Raw genomic sequence first — 17,613 nt, forward strand, 5'->3', positions numbered from 1 at the left:
ATGCGCCGTGATGACCGCGACGACCCGTTCGACGACATCTTCAACGAGATAGAACGGATGATGGAAGGCATGGGCGGGCATATCGACGCCGCCGACGCCGGCTTCGGCGACGATGCCCACGTCTCGGTGTACGAGACCGACGAGCAGATCCGTGTCGTCGCGGATCTCCCCGGTGTCGACCGGGACGGCCTTCGGATCAAGTGCGACGGCCGCCACGTTACGATCTCGGCGTCGACCTCGACCAGCGAGTACGAAGAGCGGATCGAACTCCCCGGCCGCGTCGACGAACACTCCGCGTCGGCGTCGTTCAACAACGGCGTCCTCGAGATCACGCTCGATCGCGTCGACAGTTCCGCGAACATCGATCTCTCGTAGCGACGCCCGCCCGATCGGCTCTCTTCTCCGGAAACAACAGGGCGTCAGCGTCGCCCGACGGCGTCGTGGGCGACAACGAACGGACTCAGTCGTCGTCCGCCGCGGAGTCCGTCGCAGAGTCGGCCGACGCGTCGTCGAGCCGTCCCGTCGTGTACCCACCCCACTCGAACGTCCGCTGGAGGTACAGCGCGGCGTTTACCAGGGCGAGCAACACCGGCACCTCGATCAGCGGGCCGATAACGGTGGTGAACGCGACCCCGCTACCGACGCCGAACACGGCGACCGCGACGGCGATCGCGAGCTCGAAGTTATTCGATGCGGCGGTGAAGCCGATCGCCGTCGTTGTCGAGTAGTCCGCGCCGATCCCACGGCCCATCCCGAAGCTGACGAAGAACATCACGACGAAGTAGATCGTCAGCGGCACCGCGATCAATAGGACGTCGGCCGGCTGGCCGACGATGCGCTCGCCCTGCATGGCGAACATCACGACGACGGTGAACAACAGCGCGACGAGCGTCAGCGGGCTGATCGTCGGCTCGAAGGCGTTCTCGTACCACTCGACGCCCTTCGCCTTCGTGCCGACGTATCGCGAGAGGATGCCTGCGGCGAAGGGGATCCCGAGGAAGACGGCAATCGCCCGGAACACCTGTATCGGCGTGATACCGAACTCGGAGATGCCGGCGACGAGTGCTTCCATGCCGAAAAGCGGCGGCACGACGAGAGCGAAAAACCAGACGTACACGCCGTACGTGAGAATTTGAAAGACGCTGTTGAACGCGACGAGGCCCGCGGCGTACTCGCTCGATCCCTCGGCGAGTTCGTTCCAGACGAGGACCATCGCGATACAGCGAGCCATCCCGATGAACACCAACCCGAGGAAGAACTCTGGGCGGGCGGGTAACCCCGGCGTGAGCCCGCTAAAAAAGATCACCGCGAGCCCGAACATCAGTGTCGGGCCGATGAGCCAGTTCTGGACGAGGCTCAACCCGAGCACCTTCACGTTCCGGAAGACCGCTGGCAGTCGGCCGTAGTCGACTTTCGCCAGCGGCGGGTACATCATCAGAATCAGGCCGATTTCGACGAGGTGGAGCCTCTGGATGGGCTGTGTCACCGACGGAGCGACGTAGCCCACCCCGATGCCCACCGCCATCGCACCGAAGATCCACACGGTGAGGTACTTGTCCAGGACGTCCATCGAGCGCGGGTCCCCACAGGCCTCACAGCCGCAATCGGGACCGTGCTCGTGGCCGGCGGACTCGGCGTTACGCATCGGCAGCGACGCTTCCGTCGAGTACGGTCACGAGCGCGACAGCGCGGTTGGTCGCGCGATATTTTTTCCAGCGGCCCTCGCTGTACCCATCGACGAGCCCTGCATCGACGAGCTTCGAGAGCGCGTGGCTGAGGCCGCTCTCGGAGACGTCGACGACGGCGTTCAATTCGCAGACGCACAGTTCTTCGCCCGCGGCCACGAGCACGCGGACGAGCGTGTAGCGCGTCTCGTTCCCCAGCGCCGACAGGACGTCCAGTTCCGTCTCGGCCCGCTCGGTTCCGACTGTCGCCGCGAGCGCGTCGAGCTCGTCGAGTCTGTCGCCGACGTCCTCGGTGCAGCATTCTCCGAGTTCGCCCTCGAGGTATCGATGAAGTCGTTCGGTCGCTTGTGACATCACGTATCTATTGAGCAGATACTCAATTAATTGTTCCGATGGCGGAGGCGGGGACGGACGCGGTATCGACACGCGGATGCAGAGGAAAATAAACAGCATTAGGGCTCTGTTATCCGATCGCTCTGCCGAGAGTATTGCCACGAGAACACCCACCGGTCGCCGGACGGATCGTCCGGTTACCTGCAGAAAAATTCAATTGAACTCCGAGAGTGGCGGCGGATAGTCCCCCGTTCCGAAGCCCCCCGCGCCGCGACGATGGACTGATCCGCCCGGACCGCTGTGAGCCATCTGGACGGCCTCGGACCCGCCCGGACGATCGGACTCCGCTATCCGAACGCCGATTGACCGGAGAGCAATACCACCATCGGACCATCGGCGTCGGCCCTGTGGAACGTACGGGGCCAGAACCCACGGCTACCGCCGTGGGTGGCTCACTCCCCGACTGGTCGGCCTCGAATGCGCTTGTGCAGTTCCGCTACGACCAGCACTGACGGCGCGACGAGGAGGATGCGGAGCCACGTCTCCAGCGCGATCGGCTCGAGGTTCAAAAGCGCCTGCGTCGGGCCGAAGTGTAACACGCCGACGTGGACGACAAGCGCGGCCAGCGTGCCGACAAATAAGACCGGGTTCGACAGCGGGTGCTTGCCGAGCACCCACCGCGTCTCCGATCGACACGTCCCGAGGAACAGTGCCATCGAGACGACCATCGTCGTCAGCGCGGCGGTCTGGGCGTACGCAAGCGCCGAATCGGCGATCTCGACACGAAACACCGCGACCGCGAGCCCGGCGAGTGTCCCCCCGACGAGGAACGTCCGCTCGAGCAGCGGCCGGGACAAGAGCCCCTCGTCTGGTGGGTGCGGTGGCCGGTGGAACTGCTCCGTTTCGCCCGGTTCGAACGCCAACGCGACGTCTTGGATGCCGTTGTTGACGACGTTGAGCCAAAGCGCCTGCGCGGGCAACAAAAGCAGCGGGAACGCCCCCGCGGTGCCGCGGGGGATCACGCCCCAGACCACCAGGAGGAACGTCGCCAGTATCGCGGCCACGAGCGCGACGCCCGTCGAGAGCAGGAACATCGTCGCCTTCCGGATGTTCGAAAAGACCGTCCGTCCCTCCTCGACCGCGGCGTAGATCGTCGCGAAGTTGTCGTCGGTCAACACCATCTCGCTGGCCTCCTTGGCGACGTCGGTGCCGGTGATCCCCATCGCCGCGCCGATGTGAGCCGCCTTCAGCGCCGGCGCGTCGTTGACCCCGTCACCGGTCACCGCGACGACCTCGCCGTCGTCCTTCAGGAGGGTGACGATCCGGTGTTTCTGTGTCGGCGCGATGCGGGCAAAGACGGCGGTGTCGTGGAGCCGCTCGGTCAACTCGTCGTCGTCGAGCTCGGCGACCTCCGCGCCCGTCAGGACGCGGTCGACGTCGATGCCGACGGCGGCGGCGATCGCCCGCGCGGTGCTGGCGTGATCGCCGGTCACCATCGACACCCGGATGCCGGCGCTGCGACACGACTCGATGGCCTCGGGAACCCCCTGACGTGGCGGATCGAGCATCCCCGCAAACCCGAGAAACGATAGCCCGGCGGGATCTCTGTCCGTCAGGTCTCCCTCGCCGCGGGCCATCGCGATGACCCGGAGGCCGTCGTCGGCGAACGCCTCGGCCGCCTCGAGGGCCGCCTCGGTATCGAAGGGGGCCCCGGCGGCGCTCCCCGGCGCGTACGCCGACTCGCACATCCCGACGACGCGTTCGGGGGCGCCCTTGACGTACGTGACGGCGTCGCCGTCCGGGGCGGCGTGCGCCGAGGCGGCGTACCGGCGATCGGACTCGAAGGGGCGGTGGCCGACCCGGGGTCGGTCGTCGTCCGCCGCGGGGAGACCGCCCTTCCGTCCCGCGACCAGCAGGGCGGTTTCGGTCGGATCGCCGATCCCGGTGAGCGTGCCGTCGGCCGCCGTCTCGAGGGACGCTTCGTTCGCGAGCGTGCCGGCCCGAAGCGCCTCGCACAGCGCCGGGTACTCGCCGGGCACGATTGCCTCGCCGTCCCGCCGGAACTCGCCGCTGGCGGCGTCGCCCGCTCCGGTGACGGTGACCGTCCCCTCGGGCGTCCAGAGGTGCTCGACGGTCATCCGGTTTTCCGTGATCGTGCCGGTCTTGTCCGAGACGATGACGCTACAGGAGCCGAGCGTCTCGACGGCCGGCAGCCGCCTGATGACCGCGTTCCGGCCGGCCATCCGGCGAACGCTGACCGCCAGCGCGACGGTCATGACGACCGGCAGCCCCTCCGGTATCGCTGCGACCGCCGTCGCCACGGCCAGGAGGAACACCTCGACGAGCGGGATCCCCTGCTGGAGGCCGACCCCGAGGAGGCCGACCGCGACGGCGAGGACGGCGACGCTGATCCGGTTGCCGAAGACGCGCATCCGCGTCTGCAGCGGCGTTGCCGTCCGCTCGGTCCCGCGGACCTCACCGGCGATGGTCCCGATCCGGGTGTCCTCCCCCGTCGCGACGACGACCCCGACCGCCCGTCCGGTGGCGACGGCGGTGCCCATATGCGCCATGTTGGACCGGTCGACAACCGGGCTGTCGGCGTTGACCGGCTCCGGCGACCGCGACACCGGCACCGACTCGCCGGTCAGGACGGCCGTGTCGATCCGCAGGTCGGTCGTCTCGAGGAGCCGGAGATCCGTCGGAACGACGTCGCCCGACTCGAGCGTGACGACGTCGCCGGGGACGAGACGGTTGCTGTCGATCGATTGGACTCGGCCGTCCCTACGGACGCGGGCGTCGGGGGAGACGAGATCCGCGAGCGCGGCCATCGCGTTTTCGGCGCGGTACTCCTGGACGAACCCGATGACCGCGTTGATGATGAGGACCAACGCGATGACGGTCGCGTCCGCGTAATGTTCGATCGCGACCGTGACGAGAAACGCGACGACGAGGACGTAGATAAGCGGGCTGGTAAACTGGTGAAGGAAGATGCCCAATGGGCTGACGGCGTCGGCCCCCTTGAGCGTGTTCGGGCCGTAGCGCTCGAGGCGGCGGGCGGCCTCCTCGGAAGAGAGGCCCTCGCGGGTCGTCCCCAGTTCGCCGAGGACAGTCTCCCCAGTAGCGGCGTGCCACGCCTGGTCGGGCATACGTCACACCACACCGGACGCCTACAAAACGGTGCCGCCGCCGTCGGGAGTGTCGACGGCCGATGCGGGCCGGCCGCGCGAGCGCCGTGCCGCCCTACTCGGGCGTTCGAAGGTGACAACGGCTCCGGGTGTCGCCTTCGAGCCCCGAAACGGCCGAAAGTATTATATACGTTCCTCGGTGGTTTTTCATGTGGAATAGTATCATGGCACAAGCATCAGCCGACCCGGGACGACGACGCGCCGAGGAGGTCACAAAGGAGTTTCTCGACCACGGGCTGCTCTCCGAGGAGGTGCGGCGTGACGTTCTCGACCACCTCGAACGGGGCGAGCAGATCGAAGCCCTCCGGATCATCACCGGCACCCGCGATCGGCGGTGGTGAGTAGCCTGACGCTCCCGCGGTTTCAGCGCCGCACGCGCTCGTCCGTGTGACGAAAACCGCGTGTGTGTGTGCCGAGCGTATGTCGGCGAACGTATCATCGTGTGTCTGATCGTCGAGTGGTGGCGCTGCGTCCACGGCACGTTCAGCCACCTTCCGGCAGTATCCACAAGTATCGCCGGGCGTTGACCTCCGTTGACCTCCTCCCGCGCCTAAAGTCGCGGGAATCCCACCATGGGATTTCAGGCCGAGCGCGGCCCTAAGGTTTCAAGACGCATACGTTCCAAGCGTCTCTTGCTGGGTGTCAGCATCGGCTTGGCTGTCTTGTGGGACGGTCAAACGTCCCCCTTCCTCAGCCGAGTCATCGCCATTCGTGTGTTCTCTTGAATGGCTCTCTCCACCGAGGTAGCGGTCTGCAATATTGAGCGCGGCGTTAACGTCTGCTTGGTACTCCGAAACCCAACACGCCGAGTTGGTACACTTGAACATCGCTTGGTCGGGGCGATAGCCCTGCTCACCACAACAGTGGCACGTCTTCGAGGTGTACGCGGGATTCACCGTCTCCACACGAATCCCTTTCTCAGCCGCTTTGTAGCGAATCTGAGCGTGCATCTTGGCGAAGCCCCATCCGTGAAGCCGTCGGTTCATGAACGCACCGTAGTCCATGTTCTCGCGGATGTGCGTCAAGTCTTCCAGAACCAACACGGGATTCTCGAATCGGTCGGCGTAGGCGACGACCTCCGACGTGACCGTGTGAAGGATGTGGTCGATGTGTCGCCACAACTCGTCGCCGTAGGATTCAGCGATACGTTCGCTTCCGCGTTTTTGAAGGCGTCGAGTCGCCGTGAAGTATGTCTCACGGAGTTGGCGAACCGCCTTGCCTTCGTCGTTCCAGAGGTTGGGAGCAGTCGGGGAACCGCGCTCGTCACGGTGACACACCGTTAACAAAGAGGCTTCCCCGATGTCTGCCACAATCGGCGTTTCCGCCGAACTGGTTTTTCGTTCCTCCACGTCCCGCGTGGCGACGATGTGGAAGTACCATTCGCCGTCGCGGTCGAACAGCCGACACTCGCCCATCTTCGCGTCCCCCGCGTGCAACGCTTCCAACCACTCGCGCTGTTCGGGATTCGGTTGCGCGGGCAACCAGAGGTGGTAGTCGTCGTGGTGTGGGATTTTGACGTACCACTCGATAGTATTCTGTGGCTTGTGGTCGAGCTTCGGGCCTTCGTTCGTGAACCGAACAGGGTGGTCGTCGTGAAGCTCTTTGGCGTCGTAGCTTCCGCCACAGAGTTGCGGGACGTACTTCTTGAGCGCGTTCTTCGCGTAGCCGCTCAGGTCGTAGCTGACCACCACGTCGTTGGCCGCCGACTGCGTGGTACAGTTAGCGTTGAACGCGGCTTCAAGCACGTCTTGGTACGCCTGTTTCGTCTCACAGAGTTTCCGATGCTTGTGGGCGTTCGGTTCCACAAGCTTCAGTTCCAGCGTCTCGGTGAGTTCGGTCACTGTTCGTCCTCCTCGTGACGTTGCCAGATTACATCTGGCAGGCAGCCAGAACTCATGAGTTCTGGCAACGCTGGATGTACTTCTCGACAGTCTCACTCGAAACGTGTCCTGCTGTTCCCGCGTAGTAGCCCCGCGCCCACTTGATTTTCTCGCTGTCGTGGTCGGCGTGGCGGTGGTTGTATTTCCGCGAGCTGATGCCTTTGAACCAGTTGGCGAGAAGTGACGGAGCGTGCTTCGGCGGGCTACTGACGAACAGGTGGATGTGGTTGGGTTGGATAGTGAGGTCGATAATCTCCAACCCCTTCTCGTCAGCGATTTCGTGGAGGATTTCTCGCACACGGGTTGCAACGTCACCAACGAGTACCGACCGACGGTACTTCGGTATCCACACTATGTGGTAGTTGAGGTTGTACGTTGCGTGCCGTGTGGTCTTCATCCGTACTACACACTATACGTAGCGAGTGTCTTAAAACTACCGTACACGGTGGGAAATCCAGCCGTACTATCGTCGGTGGATGTGTACGCTATTGTCCGCTTGACCCGCGCCTGAAGACGCGGGTATGCGCTCGCACTATGTATCACGGAGCGCTCGCCGCGGGAACGCAGTACCGGCATCGAACTCGTGGCCATGACCCTATATCGCTATATGAGTCAATACTTTATTTCCGGGGATGGATGCACCCATCATTAGCCAGCCAGTGTTGCCGGTCGTTGCGTCCACGTTCGGACTGGTCGGATCGATCTGCTTCCTGACCGGTTTCGGGCTGAAATTGTACGGCTATCTCGCCGAGTGCGCGGTGAGGGAGTAGCCGTCCCGCTCTCTTGATCCGTCGTCGGGGACCGGGACAGCACCGTTCCCTGACAGTGATGTAGCTCGCCTCGTGACGGGGATCCCCGCGCCGCCTTTCGAAACCCTTTTTGATAGCCTGGGTGTCGGATAGGATACGAGCCGCCTTAGCTCAGACTGGGAGAGCACTCGACTGAAGATCGAGCTGTCCCCGGTTCAAATCCGGGAGGCGGCATCCGGTCTCTACTCGGACAATATTCGACGGACAGCGTAGCCTTCAGGCGGTTTGACGCCTGAAACTGTCCCGTGATTTCGTCCGGGAGCCGGGCGCGCCCCGACGTCGTCAAGCGTTTCATCTTCATTTGAACACGGTAGATACTTCAAGATATGCCGGTGCACGGCAGGAAATCGGCGGGAAGGAACTCTCAGGAGGAGACTGTCGGCTTAGAAATCTCCGAGGGTAGAGTCGGCCCCGAGGATACGCCGGTAGGTATCGTCGCCGGTCGCGTCAGCTAGCCCTTCGCAGAGCTCGCGGAGTTCGTCATCGACATCCCACTTGGAGAGATAATTTTGAGTGGACTTGCCCTGTTCATAGCGGTAGCGTAGGAATTGGGCCTTATCAAGAGCGTTCAGGGATTCGTCGTCGCCGTTGATTCGCTCTTGGACGTAGGCCATTCGTTTCTCATCATCCCAAGTACCGAGAATGAATTTCCCTTTTTTTCTCCGGTAAAGCTTCATATCCCTCATTTGCTCAGGGCTAGCATTTGTCCCCCGAGTAAGCTTGTTCAAATCATCGTAGCTCGCATCAGGTATTTCAAGCAGATCGAGGAAGACGTCAATTTCCCCGAGATCACTACCCTCTTGGATTATACCATAGATCTCATCAACGACCTCTTTAGCAGACATCGATTCTCCCCCCCGTCGAACCTTTCCGTGGTGCTTGGAATACTCTTGGAAACAACGGCCCATCTCAATTACACCGATGTCACCGGCTGAAAGCTCGCGTTCATTTTTCAGCTGTTTATGTGTCTCCTTTGCCGTCCGGAAAATATTCCGGCGAAGGGAGTTCCAACTAATTGGTTCCCGATTCTCCGAGGGCCTTGCCACGATTATTATATCAAATGAAACGGATTCCCCCTTTTCGAGCTTATCTAAATCCGCGGTTATGGGATATGCCCCGGTCACCTCGAATCCAACGTTACACAGGGACTCTAGGACTTGGCCCCAAGATTCTGATCCGCTGTGATGGTATGTGAATACTAACGTTCCATCATCTTTGAGGGCAGTAATCACATTGCTGAAAACTTCCGTAAGTTCTTCCTCAAATTCCTGTTCTCCTTTCCCCTCAAACGGATTCGCAACTATACTGTCGCTTCTTGGCGTGGCTTCTCCTTGGAAAGCCTCATATTCATCTCCTAATACAATCTTTTGCCATACATAAAAGAAGTCGGCCAATTCGGAATAGATGATATTATCGTAATATGGCGGATCCGTAATAACCGCATCAAATTCATTCTCATAGTCCAAATCCTTTGAATCACCTTGGAAGACAGTCGTGTTTTCTCCAACAGGTTGATTAAATGAATTTGATTTTACCATTTCTCCTTCAGAATCAGGATATCGATCAAAGGGGGCAGAACCATATTCTACACCTTTTTTCATACGTTTATAAGAACGTTTAAAATCGCGAGATCCCTCTTTCGCACCCCACGGGTTATTCTCCGCAGGCCGCTTTGGGGGATCAAATGAATTTGATTTAAATAGATTTGCTATTGCATTTGATCCGGTTTGATAAGTATTCATCATATTACTTCCTCGGAGAGAATCGCTGAAGCAAAGAAGCATAAATTCCTTAATATTTTGATCCTCGATTTGATCAATTGCCTTCAGAAGCTTACTCAGGGATAACAGTTGTCGTTCGCTAAACATATCTTCCCATTTCGAGTAACCGTGATCAAACACGGGGTTACGGTCACTAATCATATGACCGGGACGAAGAGCTTCATCAGGAGTGTATGATTTTAGCTCGGGGCTATTTTCCCACTCCTTCTTTGCTTCTTCAAATAAATTGAGATCCACTTCAGAAGTGGATTTATACCCTTTGTAATCGCCTTTATTAAGGTCACTTCGTTTGTCGCATTCTTCGCAGAAGTATTCCAATCCATACAATTTGAGATTGAATCCGTCTTGTTCTCCAATAGCGTCAGTAACTGAGTAGATTTGACCGCAATTTTGACAAGCATATTTTGAACCACCGGACGCAGAAGTACCATTGCTCGGATTGAATGTATTTCCACATTCGCTACAGTCACACTCCGATCGCCAATTATCTACATACTCGAATGAGTTACATTCAGGACAGAGGACAATTTGTTCCCCTTTGTGATCGTAGCGACCTTTCGCAACTCGGTAGTCGTTGAACAACGGTACAGAATTACCGCAGGAAGAACAATCTAATTCTTTCACCCAAAAATAACAGATCACTTCAGCTTCGTGATCGTCGTTGGGACAAGAAGTTTTAAAATACTGCTTAATTTCATCCTCAACCCTCGTCAAGGATTCATATGCCTCTTCTATATCCGCTAGGTCAGTTTGGCCGGTATCAACCTCTTTTTTGGAAACGAACCACGCCACAGGATTCAGATCATAACCAACAACTTCTGCACCGAAACGTGAGGATTCTATAACGCTCGTTCCACCCCCCATAAACGGATCCAATATCTTCTTTCCATCAACACGGACATCGTTTGAATAGAGCTCCCAAAGAGAGTCCGGATTTTCGAGATTAACCTGATCAATCAATTCTGCTAAGCCATCATATTCCCCATCAAAATTGCTCAGAGTCCCGTTCTCTCCCGGCTCATAGACACTCACATTGGTTTCATCATCCAATAGTGTGTAGAGCGAGATTGTTCGGAATGTACATCCCAGTCTTCGAGCCCACCACTTGTGCATCGTGTAGATAGGTCGGTAGTACCGCTTTGCGATACCTCGTGCCTCTTTCTCAGCGATTTCATTCACTCGTTCAATAGGGAAGCCCCGGTGAATTGGGGGTTCCTTCCGCTCACTTCGCTTAGCAGAGCGACCCGGTTCCTGAGACATTGGAATATGTCCATCAATCCATCCGAGTGTGATAAATCCCGCCGACTACCCTCACCGCGACTGCGTCTTTGAGTGTAAGGTACCCCGATGAAGCGAGCCTTCACTTATAAGCCAACATAATCTGCATATGGATGACGCTCTCCGAAAACCGGACGACGTTAGCCTGTCAGAAGAGTACGCTACGTGATCTTCGTCGGTTGAAGCGTGGCGGAATCAGTTACGACGAACTCCTACAGAGGATGATTGAGCAATATGAGCCGCAGGATACCCGCAGGTGATGAACACGAATACTGAATGGGAGTTAAGACGGGCGACTTGGAACCCCGACCGCCTTCTCCCTGCTGATGACCGCCACAAACTCACTTACACAAACCAACTGTGCCAGTGGAATCTACTACTTCAGACTCTATAATAGCACCGAGTACCTCAGATGTAGTGTTCAGATAAGCTGATTCCATGCGAAGCTGAATGATCTGAGCCAATCATCGGCGGTATCTGCTCTGGCGTTGCTGAAACAGTTTGAGAAACTGGTAGTTCGCCGTTTTACCTCTCGAAATATATGTTCAACGCTGTTCCGATTTCCGTGTTTTTCATATCTGAAATCGAGGCCGTGACGCTGACAGGCATCTTGTAATGAGTGCGAGCCATCGACGAGAAACACGGCGTCGGAGATGTCGTGTTTCTCGGAGAGTTCCGTCAGAAATGAATGAGCGAGAACCTTCGTTGTCGTTGGTTCAAGCTTTGTATGTAGCAATTCGTTTGTTTCGGGATCGACAGCAGCATACAGCCAGTATTGCTCATCGTTCAGTTGGATCACCGTCTCGTCAACCGCAATGTGATCCGGGCACCGACCAGATTGGGGTTGTAGATCGGCCTTATGAACCCAATTATGGACGGTGGATCGAGCCCGTTCGACACCGAATATTTCAAGAATAGAAACAGTATTCGAGAGTGATAGTCCAGCCAGATGGAGCTGAATACTGAGCTTCATCAGAAACTTCGGTGTCGCTTCTCGTTCAACAAACTCTAAGTCGATCTCGTCTAAATACCCGTTGAGGCGGTCGTTTTCGGGCATAGATCACTCAGAAAACGAACCGCCTCATCCTTCATCCTTATCTAAACACCGCCTACATATCCGTGTACATAATTAAGTACATGAGTACCCGCCTGGCTTCTGGTATCGCTCAGAACTCACCAAAATGCGGCCCTACTCACGTTCCGTGGCAGTGGAATCGAGTCCGGCGGGTCGTCCCTGCTCCCACTCGACAGCGAGGACCGCGTCTCGAAGCGCGTTGAGTCTGCGCTCGACGACGTCCAGTGGATGTGAGTCGATGAACTCCGCTGGTTCGTGCGCGACAGATGTCGCGCCGTCGTTGACTTGCAGATGAACTGGCCCGAGGTCGTCATACGTGTCGTCTTGATGCCAGCCGACCAGCAGACTGCGGTCTGGCCCGATCCAGTTGAACCAGCAGTACTCGTACGGCTCCCCAGTCTGCAGTTGAAACCCGATCTCTATCCGCGCGGCCGTCACCGGGTACTCGACGTCGTCCAAGAACTGCCGCGGATTCACATCGACAACAACCCGGTACGGGCCTGCTTCCCGCGGCTCAGCACGCCGCCGTCGAACATTCTCGAACGTACCGTTAAGCCGATTCTGAATGCAGTCGTGGAGCCGCTTGTTCTGCAAGTTCGCCCGGTTAGCGAGGAAGACAACCATTAGGCGAGTGTCGAGGGAGAATCAGTCCGCGGTGAAGAGAGTTCCACGACGTCATCATATAGTTGGAGGGCGTGCTTCACGAGCCCGAGTTCCGTGTTGATCGCTTCCCACGTGGCGATCACGTTGCGACGCTCACGAAGCTCCTCGGCCGAGAACTCCTCGTCAGCGAGTTGGTCCCGGAACTCGTCAAGTGAACTGACGTCGTACTCCGCAGCCACTTCTTCCTGTTCCTGCTTCAGTTCTGTGAGTTGGCTCTCCAGTTCGTCGCGCGAGTGAGCCTCGATCAGATCCGTCACTTCGTCGAAGAGCATCCGCACGGGACTCAGGTCGTAGGCTTTCGTCCCGTCGACGGTCGTTTCCGTGACCCAGTCGTCACTCTGCAGTCGCTGGAGTTCGTCGTCGGCCGTCGCGCGCGAGACCTCTGCCCGGTCCGCGATTTCTTGCACCGGCGTTGGTTTCTCCAGGAGTTCCACGACGTGCCGGATGCGCTCACGCCCGCTCAGTGTCTCCGTCCACGATCCCGAATTCGGGTCAGTCATCCTAGTATGTTTTCGATCGTCTGGTTCAAATAATTTATGTTAACTCAAATATTCAGCGCGGACTACAACGGCGCGAAAAACGTCGCATTGCGGTATATCCGGAAGCGACGACACAGACTGCGTTCCTCGCCCACGCCGGAGCGCGGACGCCTTCGACAGCGACGGTTTCCAGTGGCCAGAAAATCTCCGAGTTGCTTCAATGCCAGTAGACGTGCGTACACATGATGAGATGGTGAACGGCGACGGCTATCGGCCACCCGTCGACAGTTGATCGCCGGGGATCCACATCAAAACCCCTCACTCAAGAATCGCAGCGCGCATGCGCCGAAGGAGCAAGAAGAATATCAAAAGTCGGTGAGTTTGTCTCGCCGGTACAGATCGAGTTCGCTCACCATCGACGGGGACCGGGTGGCCGCGAACACGATAGCCTCGGCGACCTCCTCGGGTTCGGTGACCTCGCCGGCCTCGAAGCGCTCCTCGAAACTCTCGCCGCTCTCGGAGCCGAACTCGGTGCGGACCTCCGAGGGGTTGACCACCGTCACCGCGACGTCGTCGCCGGCCTGCGCGGAGAGGCTCTTTGCGAACCCGCGGGTCCACCACTTCGTCGCCGCGTAGACGGGGTTGAACGAGCGGGGGAACTGCCCGGCGAAACTGCCGACGAACACCGCCGTCCCGCCGGACTCTTTTAAATGCGGGAGGGCGGCCCGCGCGGCGAAGAACATCCCGTCGACGTTCGTCTCCATCATCTCCCGGTACGACTCCATCGAGAGGTCTGCAACCGAACTGCCGCGCCCCACCCCGGCGTTGTTGACGAGGACGTCGATCCCGCCGAAACGCTCGACGGTCGTCTCGATCAGCGCCTCGACGTCGTCCGCCTCGCGGACGTCGGTCGGGACGGCGACCGCGTCCGTATCGAGGCGGTCGGCGAGGGCCGCGATCCGGTCCTCGCTGCGGGCCGCCAGCGCGAGGGTTGCCCCCTCGGCCGCCATCGCGTCCGCGGTCGCCCGCCCGATTCCGCTGCTCGCGCCGGTGATGAGTACCGTGCGTCCGTCGAGGTCGTCCGTCATACGCGCTCTATCGGCAGTGACCGTCTTAAGTACCGAGGAACGCCCGATCGGACGCACGAGTATATTGACACCCATAGACAAACGCGGACAACGACTAAGCGAAACGCCCGACACCACCGAGTATGGGACACAGCGCTCTTATCTGTGCGTCCTGTCACACCGAAGTATCGCTCTCCGCTGCCCACGACGCGGCCGCCGACACGCCGGCGTCGATGCGGTGTCCCGACTGCCGCGGGCGAGACTTCGGAATCTGATCGGGGACGCCGAAGAGACCGCGAGGCGGTGTGATCGAGCGACCTGAGTCAAAACCCCGTGCCGAGGAGTTCGTTCGCGGAGAGCAATGCGAACGCGGCCGCGAACAGCGCCCCCAGTGACGCGAAGGAGACACCCCAGCCGAACAGGTCGGCCGCGAGGCCGACGCCGACTGAACCGGCGGCACCGACGACTGTGTAGGCCGTCCGAACGAGGCCGAACCCAGCGCCGCGCTCGGCGTCGCCGAGGACGTCGATGAACCGGGGGTCGACCGCCGAGAAGAAGCTGGAGCCGACGCCGGCCAACAGGACGGCGACGGCGACGAGAGGGCGCTCCCCGCCGAGGGGAGCCACGAGCGCCGCCATCCCGACCGCGCCCGCGAGCATCGCGGCCCCGATGGCGACGTCGCGGCCGAGGCGATCCGAGAGCCGACCGACGGCGACCTGCCCCCCGGTACGGACGAGAAAGAACGCCGAGAACACGGCACCGGCCGCCGCGGGCGAGTAGCCGCGAAACTCGATCAAAAACGTGGGCAAAAACGACATGAGTCCCTGGACGGCGTACGTCCCGATCATCGCGACGGCGAGGGGGAGGAGGATCGCGGGCCGCGAGAGGAGCTCGACCAGCGGGCCGAGCCTGAGCCGTTCGCGCATCGGTTGGTTCGGGCGGCGTGGCTCGGTCGGCTTGACGCGCCCGGCGAACAGCACGAAAACCGGAACGCCGACGAGCGCCGCGAGCGCGACTGCCGGCCGCCACCCGTACCGGACGCCGACCCACGCAGCGGCCACGGGCGCGACGAGACCGGCGAGGGGGCCGCCGACGGAGTGGAGCCCCACGGCGGTACCGAGGTCGTCGAACGTCCGCGAAAGGAGCGCCGTCGCCACCGCGTAGTGGAGACCGGCGACGAGTCCGAGGAGCGCCGCCGCCACGACGAACGCCGGGAACGCCGGGGCGAAAGCGAGGAGGACGCTCGCGGCGGTCGTCCCGCCGACCGCGACGAGGATCACGCGTCGTTCGCCGTAGCGGTCGGCCAGGATGCCGCTCGGGAACTGCGAGAGGCCGTACGCGAGCCACATCCCGGACAGGGCGACCCCGATGGCCGTGTTCGAGACGCCGAACTCGGCGACGACGAACGGCACGACCGGGCTGATCGCCAGCCGAGCGAAGTACGTCACAAAGAACGCGAGCGTACACAGCGACAACACGGTGTGGCGATACTGCCAGGTCATCGATCCAGCCGGCCGGGCGACAGCGCGAGGCTCATCGCTCCGGCCGCCTCGACGATCCGGCGCTGGCGACGTCATCCGAGGTCTCGTTCAGGACCGAACACACGACCGGGCGTACGTCATGGGGCGGAATATACACACCGATACCGACGTTCGGGGGACCGGTCCGTCGCCGGCCACAGGCGAGCCCGCGGTGGAGGCCCGGTCGCCGTGTAATTAAGACGCCGAGGGCCGAAGGCCGGACATGAAGATCGCCCTGCTGTCCGACGTCCACGCGAACCTCCCGGCGCTCGAGGCCGTCCTGGATGACCTCCCGCCGGTCGATACGATCGTGTGTGCGGGCGACGTCGTCGGCTACAACCCCTGGCCGCGCGAGTGCGTCGAACGGGTTAGATCGGTCGCGTCGGCGGTCGTCCGGGGGAACCACGACCGAATGGTCGATACCCCGAGTCGGTACGCTCACAACGAAATGGCGCTTGCGGGGCTCGAACACGCCGCCGCCGAACTCTCGGCGACCCACCGGGAGTGGCTGCGGAGCCTCCCAAACCGGGCGGAGATCGCCGACGGTGCCTACCGACTGGTCCACAGTCACCCGGATCCGGACGAACTCGACTCGTACGTGTATCCGGAGGACGTCGCCGGGCTGCGGCCGTATCTCGACGACCACGACGGCCTCGTGATCGGACACACCCACGTCCAACACCGGGCGACAGTCGACGGGCGGGTGATCGTCAACCCCGGCAGCGTCGGCCAGCCGCGCGACGGCGACCCCGACGCCGCCTACGCCGTCCTGGATACGGATCGAAACGACGTCGAGCTCCGTCGGACGGCCTACGACGTCGACCGCGTCCGGCGCAAAATCGAAGCCGAGGGGCTGCCATCCCGGACGGCCGAACGGCTCGAACAAGGGCGGTAAGCCGGGCCGCAGTCGACGGCTCGGAACAAACGGGTCGCGGCCGCTCGTAGTCAGGTCGCTCGGACTTCAGGACGCGTCCCCGGCCGCGACGTAGTGGGCGAGCGCAACGGGCACCGCGTAGACGACGTGCATCGCTGCGCTGATAAGCGTGCCCGGGATGGCGAGGTTCGGAAACGGTGGCGCGCCGCCGAATCCCATCGTCGAGAGCCAAAGCGGCATCACGAACACCGGCAGTGCCGTCGTTGCGACGCCGTAGCCGACGCCCAGACCGACCGCGCCGCCGAGGCGTCGGGCGCTCTGCCGGAGCGATCGGACGTTCTCGACGCCGAGGACGTAGCCGACGCCCAACACGACGCCGTGATACTGGTGGAAGGCCCACCCGATGGTGGGTGCTGGTCCCTCGAAGCCGTACATCGCCGGGATGCCCATCTGCATGGTCCCGGGGTTCAGCGTCTGCATCAGTACGCCCATCAACAGACTGCCGACGAACCCGCCGGCGGCGCCGGCGACGAGTCGCTTCGGGGTCGTGTTTGCGATTCCTGTGCGTCCGGTGGTCGCTGTCTGGGTCGACATCGGGTGAACGGAGTCGACACGGGGACAAATAGCCGGGTCGGCCGTGCCCGAACGCTGCATTTCCAGGGCGGGATATAAATACGGAGGGAAGCACCGACGGCGGTGTCACACACAGCTACACTCGTCGGTGGACGGCGATGTGGCGCCCGCCGGCGGTTCCGGGGCCAACGTCGCGGCGCTCGACTCGCGGCGGCGGCGGTCCGATCAGAGGTCGCGCGAGCGGCCGAGATGTAGCAGTTCGCCGCCGCAGTCCGCACACACGCCTGACTCGACGGTCTCCGCCCGGGAGCCGCACTCGAAACATTCGTATAGTTCTGATTCAGATACGGTCTTGTTCGGTCGCATATACCCTTTTACTCCCCGGAACGTCTTATTTCGACCCCTAATACA

Annotated in this window: 17 protein-coding genes and 1 tRNA gene; 5 read left to right on the forward strand and 13 right to left on the reverse strand. The window is 60.9% G+C overall.

Going from position 1 to position 17,613, the window contains the following annotated elements; translation table 11 throughout:
* Positions 1 to 375, forward strand: coding sequence for an Hsp20/alpha crystallin family protein (locus NMLP_RS02490; protein WP_015408549.1), 375 nt, complete (start codon positions 1 to 3; stop codon positions 373 to 375).
* Positions 376 to 460: 85 nt separating this feature from the next.
* Here NMLP_RS02490 and arsB read toward each other — a convergent pair whose 3' ends face one another.
* From arsB to NMLP_RS02505, 3 genes are all read right to left on the reverse strand, one after another.
* On the reverse strand, positions 461 to 1,645 hold the full coding sequence (gene arsB, locus NMLP_RS02495; RefSeq protein ID WP_015408550.1) for an ACR3 family arsenite efflux transporter: 1,185 nt from the start codon (positions 1,643 to 1,645) through the stop codon (positions 461 to 463).
* The gene (locus tag NMLP_RS02500; protein ID WP_015408551.1) at positions 1,638 to 2,039 is read right to left on the reverse strand and encodes an ArsR/SmtB family transcription factor; all 402 of its coding nucleotides are present in this window, start codon (positions 2,037 to 2,039) and stop codon (positions 1,638 to 1,640) included. The genes arsB and NMLP_RS02500 overlap by 8 nt, the downstream gene beginning before the upstream one ends.
* A gap of 431 nt (positions 2,040 to 2,470) precedes the next feature.
* Positions 2,471 to 5,164 (reverse strand): cation-translocating P-type ATPase, encoded by a 2,694-nt coding sequence (locus tag NMLP_RS02505; RefSeq protein ID WP_015408552.1) that lies wholly within the window; start codon positions 5,162 to 5,164, stop codon positions 2,471 to 2,473.
* A 203-nt stretch (positions 5,165 to 5,367) separates the two neighbouring features.
* Between NMLP_RS02505 and NMLP_RS15350 the strand changes: the two genes are divergently transcribed.
* Positions 5,368 to 5,544, forward strand: a complete 177-nt coding sequence (locus tag NMLP_RS15350; RefSeq protein WP_160169575.1) for a hypothetical protein — start codon at positions 5,368 to 5,370, stop codon at positions 5,542 to 5,544.
* 264 nt (positions 5,545 to 5,808) lie between these two features.
* On the opposite strand, the gene NMLP_RS02510 is transcribed toward NMLP_RS15350, so the two are convergent.
* Together NMLP_RS02510 and tnpA are read right to left on the reverse strand one after the other, a co-directional pair.
* Entirely contained in the window at positions 5,809 to 7,044 is a 1,236-nt protein-coding gene (locus NMLP_RS02510; protein WP_015408554.1) for an RNA-guided endonuclease TnpB family protein, read from the reverse strand.
* Between the two features lie 52 nt (positions 7,045 to 7,096).
* Positions 7,097 to 7,480, reverse strand: a complete 384-nt coding sequence (gene tnpA, locus NMLP_RS02515) for an IS200/IS605-like element ISNamo18 family transposase (RefSeq protein ID WP_015408555.1) — start codon at positions 7,478 to 7,480, stop codon at positions 7,097 to 7,099.
* Positions 7,481 to 7,992: 512 nt separating this feature from the next.
* On the opposite strand from tnpA, the gene NMLP_RS02520 reads away from it, so the two are divergent.
* Positions 7,993 to 8,066: transfer RNA gene (locus NMLP_RS02520), tRNA-Phe, on the forward strand.
* Positions 8,067 to 8,275: 209 nt separating this feature from the next.
* On the opposite strand, the gene NMLP_RS02525 is transcribed toward NMLP_RS02520, so the two are convergent.
* The 5 genes from NMLP_RS02525 to NMLP_RS02540 all read right to left on the reverse strand — a co-directional run bounded on the left by NMLP_RS02525 (position 8,276) and on the right by NMLP_RS02540 (position 14,256).
* Positions 8,276 to 10,933, reverse strand: coding sequence for a DUF1156 domain-containing protein (locus NMLP_RS02525; protein ID WP_015408556.1), 2,658 nt, complete (start codon positions 10,931 to 10,933; stop codon positions 8,276 to 8,278).
* A gap of 439 nt (positions 10,934 to 11,372) precedes the next feature.
* Positions 11,373 to 12,008: an IS6-like element ISNamo10 family transposase gene (locus NMLP_RS14015; protein ID WP_015408557.1), complete on the reverse strand. Its 636-nt coding sequence runs from the start codon at positions 12,006 to 12,008 to the stop codon at positions 11,373 to 11,375.
* 132 nt (positions 12,009 to 12,140) lie between these two features.
* The gene (locus NMLP_RS02530) at positions 12,141 to 12,650 is read right to left on the reverse strand and encodes a hypothetical protein (RefSeq protein ID WP_015408558.1); all 510 of its coding nucleotides are present in this window, start codon (positions 12,648 to 12,650) and stop codon (positions 12,141 to 12,143) included.
* A complete protein-coding gene (locus NMLP_RS15560; RefSeq protein ID WP_015408559.1) occupies positions 12,650 to 13,189 on the reverse strand; it encodes a winged helix-turn-helix domain-containing protein in 540 nt (179 codons plus the stop codon). The genes NMLP_RS02530 and NMLP_RS15560 overlap by 1 nt, the downstream gene beginning before the upstream one ends.
* 344 nt (positions 13,190 to 13,533) lie before the next feature.
* Positions 13,534 to 14,256 carry an SDR family oxidoreductase gene (locus NMLP_RS02540; RefSeq protein ID WP_015408560.1) on the reverse strand — a complete coding sequence of 241 codons (723 nt, stop codon included), beginning with the start codon at positions 14,254 to 14,256 and terminating at the stop codon, positions 13,534 to 13,536.
* 122 nt (positions 14,257 to 14,378) lie between these two features.
* Between NMLP_RS02540 and NMLP_RS15960 the strand changes: the two genes are divergently transcribed.
* A complete protein-coding gene (locus tag NMLP_RS15960; RefSeq protein ID WP_015408561.1) occupies positions 14,379 to 14,510 on the forward strand; it encodes a hypothetical protein in 132 nt (43 codons plus the stop codon).
* A gap of 48 nt (positions 14,511 to 14,558) precedes the next feature.
* Here NMLP_RS15960 and NMLP_RS02545 read toward each other — a convergent pair whose 3' ends face one another.
* On the reverse strand, positions 14,559 to 15,737 hold the full coding sequence (locus tag NMLP_RS02545; RefSeq protein WP_015408562.1) for an MFS transporter: 1,179 nt from the start codon (positions 15,735 to 15,737) through the stop codon (positions 14,559 to 14,561).
* Positions 15,738 to 15,978: 241 nt separating this feature from the next.
* On the opposite strand from NMLP_RS02545, the gene NMLP_RS02550 reads away from it, so the two are divergent.
* Positions 15,979 to 16,650: a metallophosphoesterase family protein gene (locus NMLP_RS02550; RefSeq protein WP_015408563.1), complete on the forward strand. Its 672-nt coding sequence runs from the start codon at positions 15,979 to 15,981 to the stop codon at positions 16,648 to 16,650.
* 66 nt (positions 16,651 to 16,716) lie between these two features.
* Here the strand turns inward: NMLP_RS02550 and NMLP_RS02555 are convergent, their stop codons facing one another.
* The gene (locus tag NMLP_RS02555; RefSeq protein WP_015408564.1) at positions 16,717 to 17,223 is read right to left on the reverse strand and encodes a hypothetical protein; all 507 of its coding nucleotides are present in this window, start codon (positions 17,221 to 17,223) and stop codon (positions 16,717 to 16,719) included.
* Positions 17,224 to 17,427: 204 nt separating this feature from the next.
* Complete coding sequence (locus NMLP_RS14955) at positions 17,428 to 17,568, reverse strand: rubrerythrin-like domain-containing protein (RefSeq protein ID WP_015408565.1); 141 nt, start codon at positions 17,566 to 17,568, stop codon at positions 17,428 to 17,430.
* Positions 17,569 to 17,613 lie beyond the last annotated feature (45 nt).

This window comes from Natronomonas moolapensis 8.8.11 (assembly GCF_000591055.1).
Classification (GTDB): Archaea; Halobacteriota; Halobacteria; order Halobacteriales; family Haloarculaceae; genus Natronomonas; species Natronomonas moolapensis.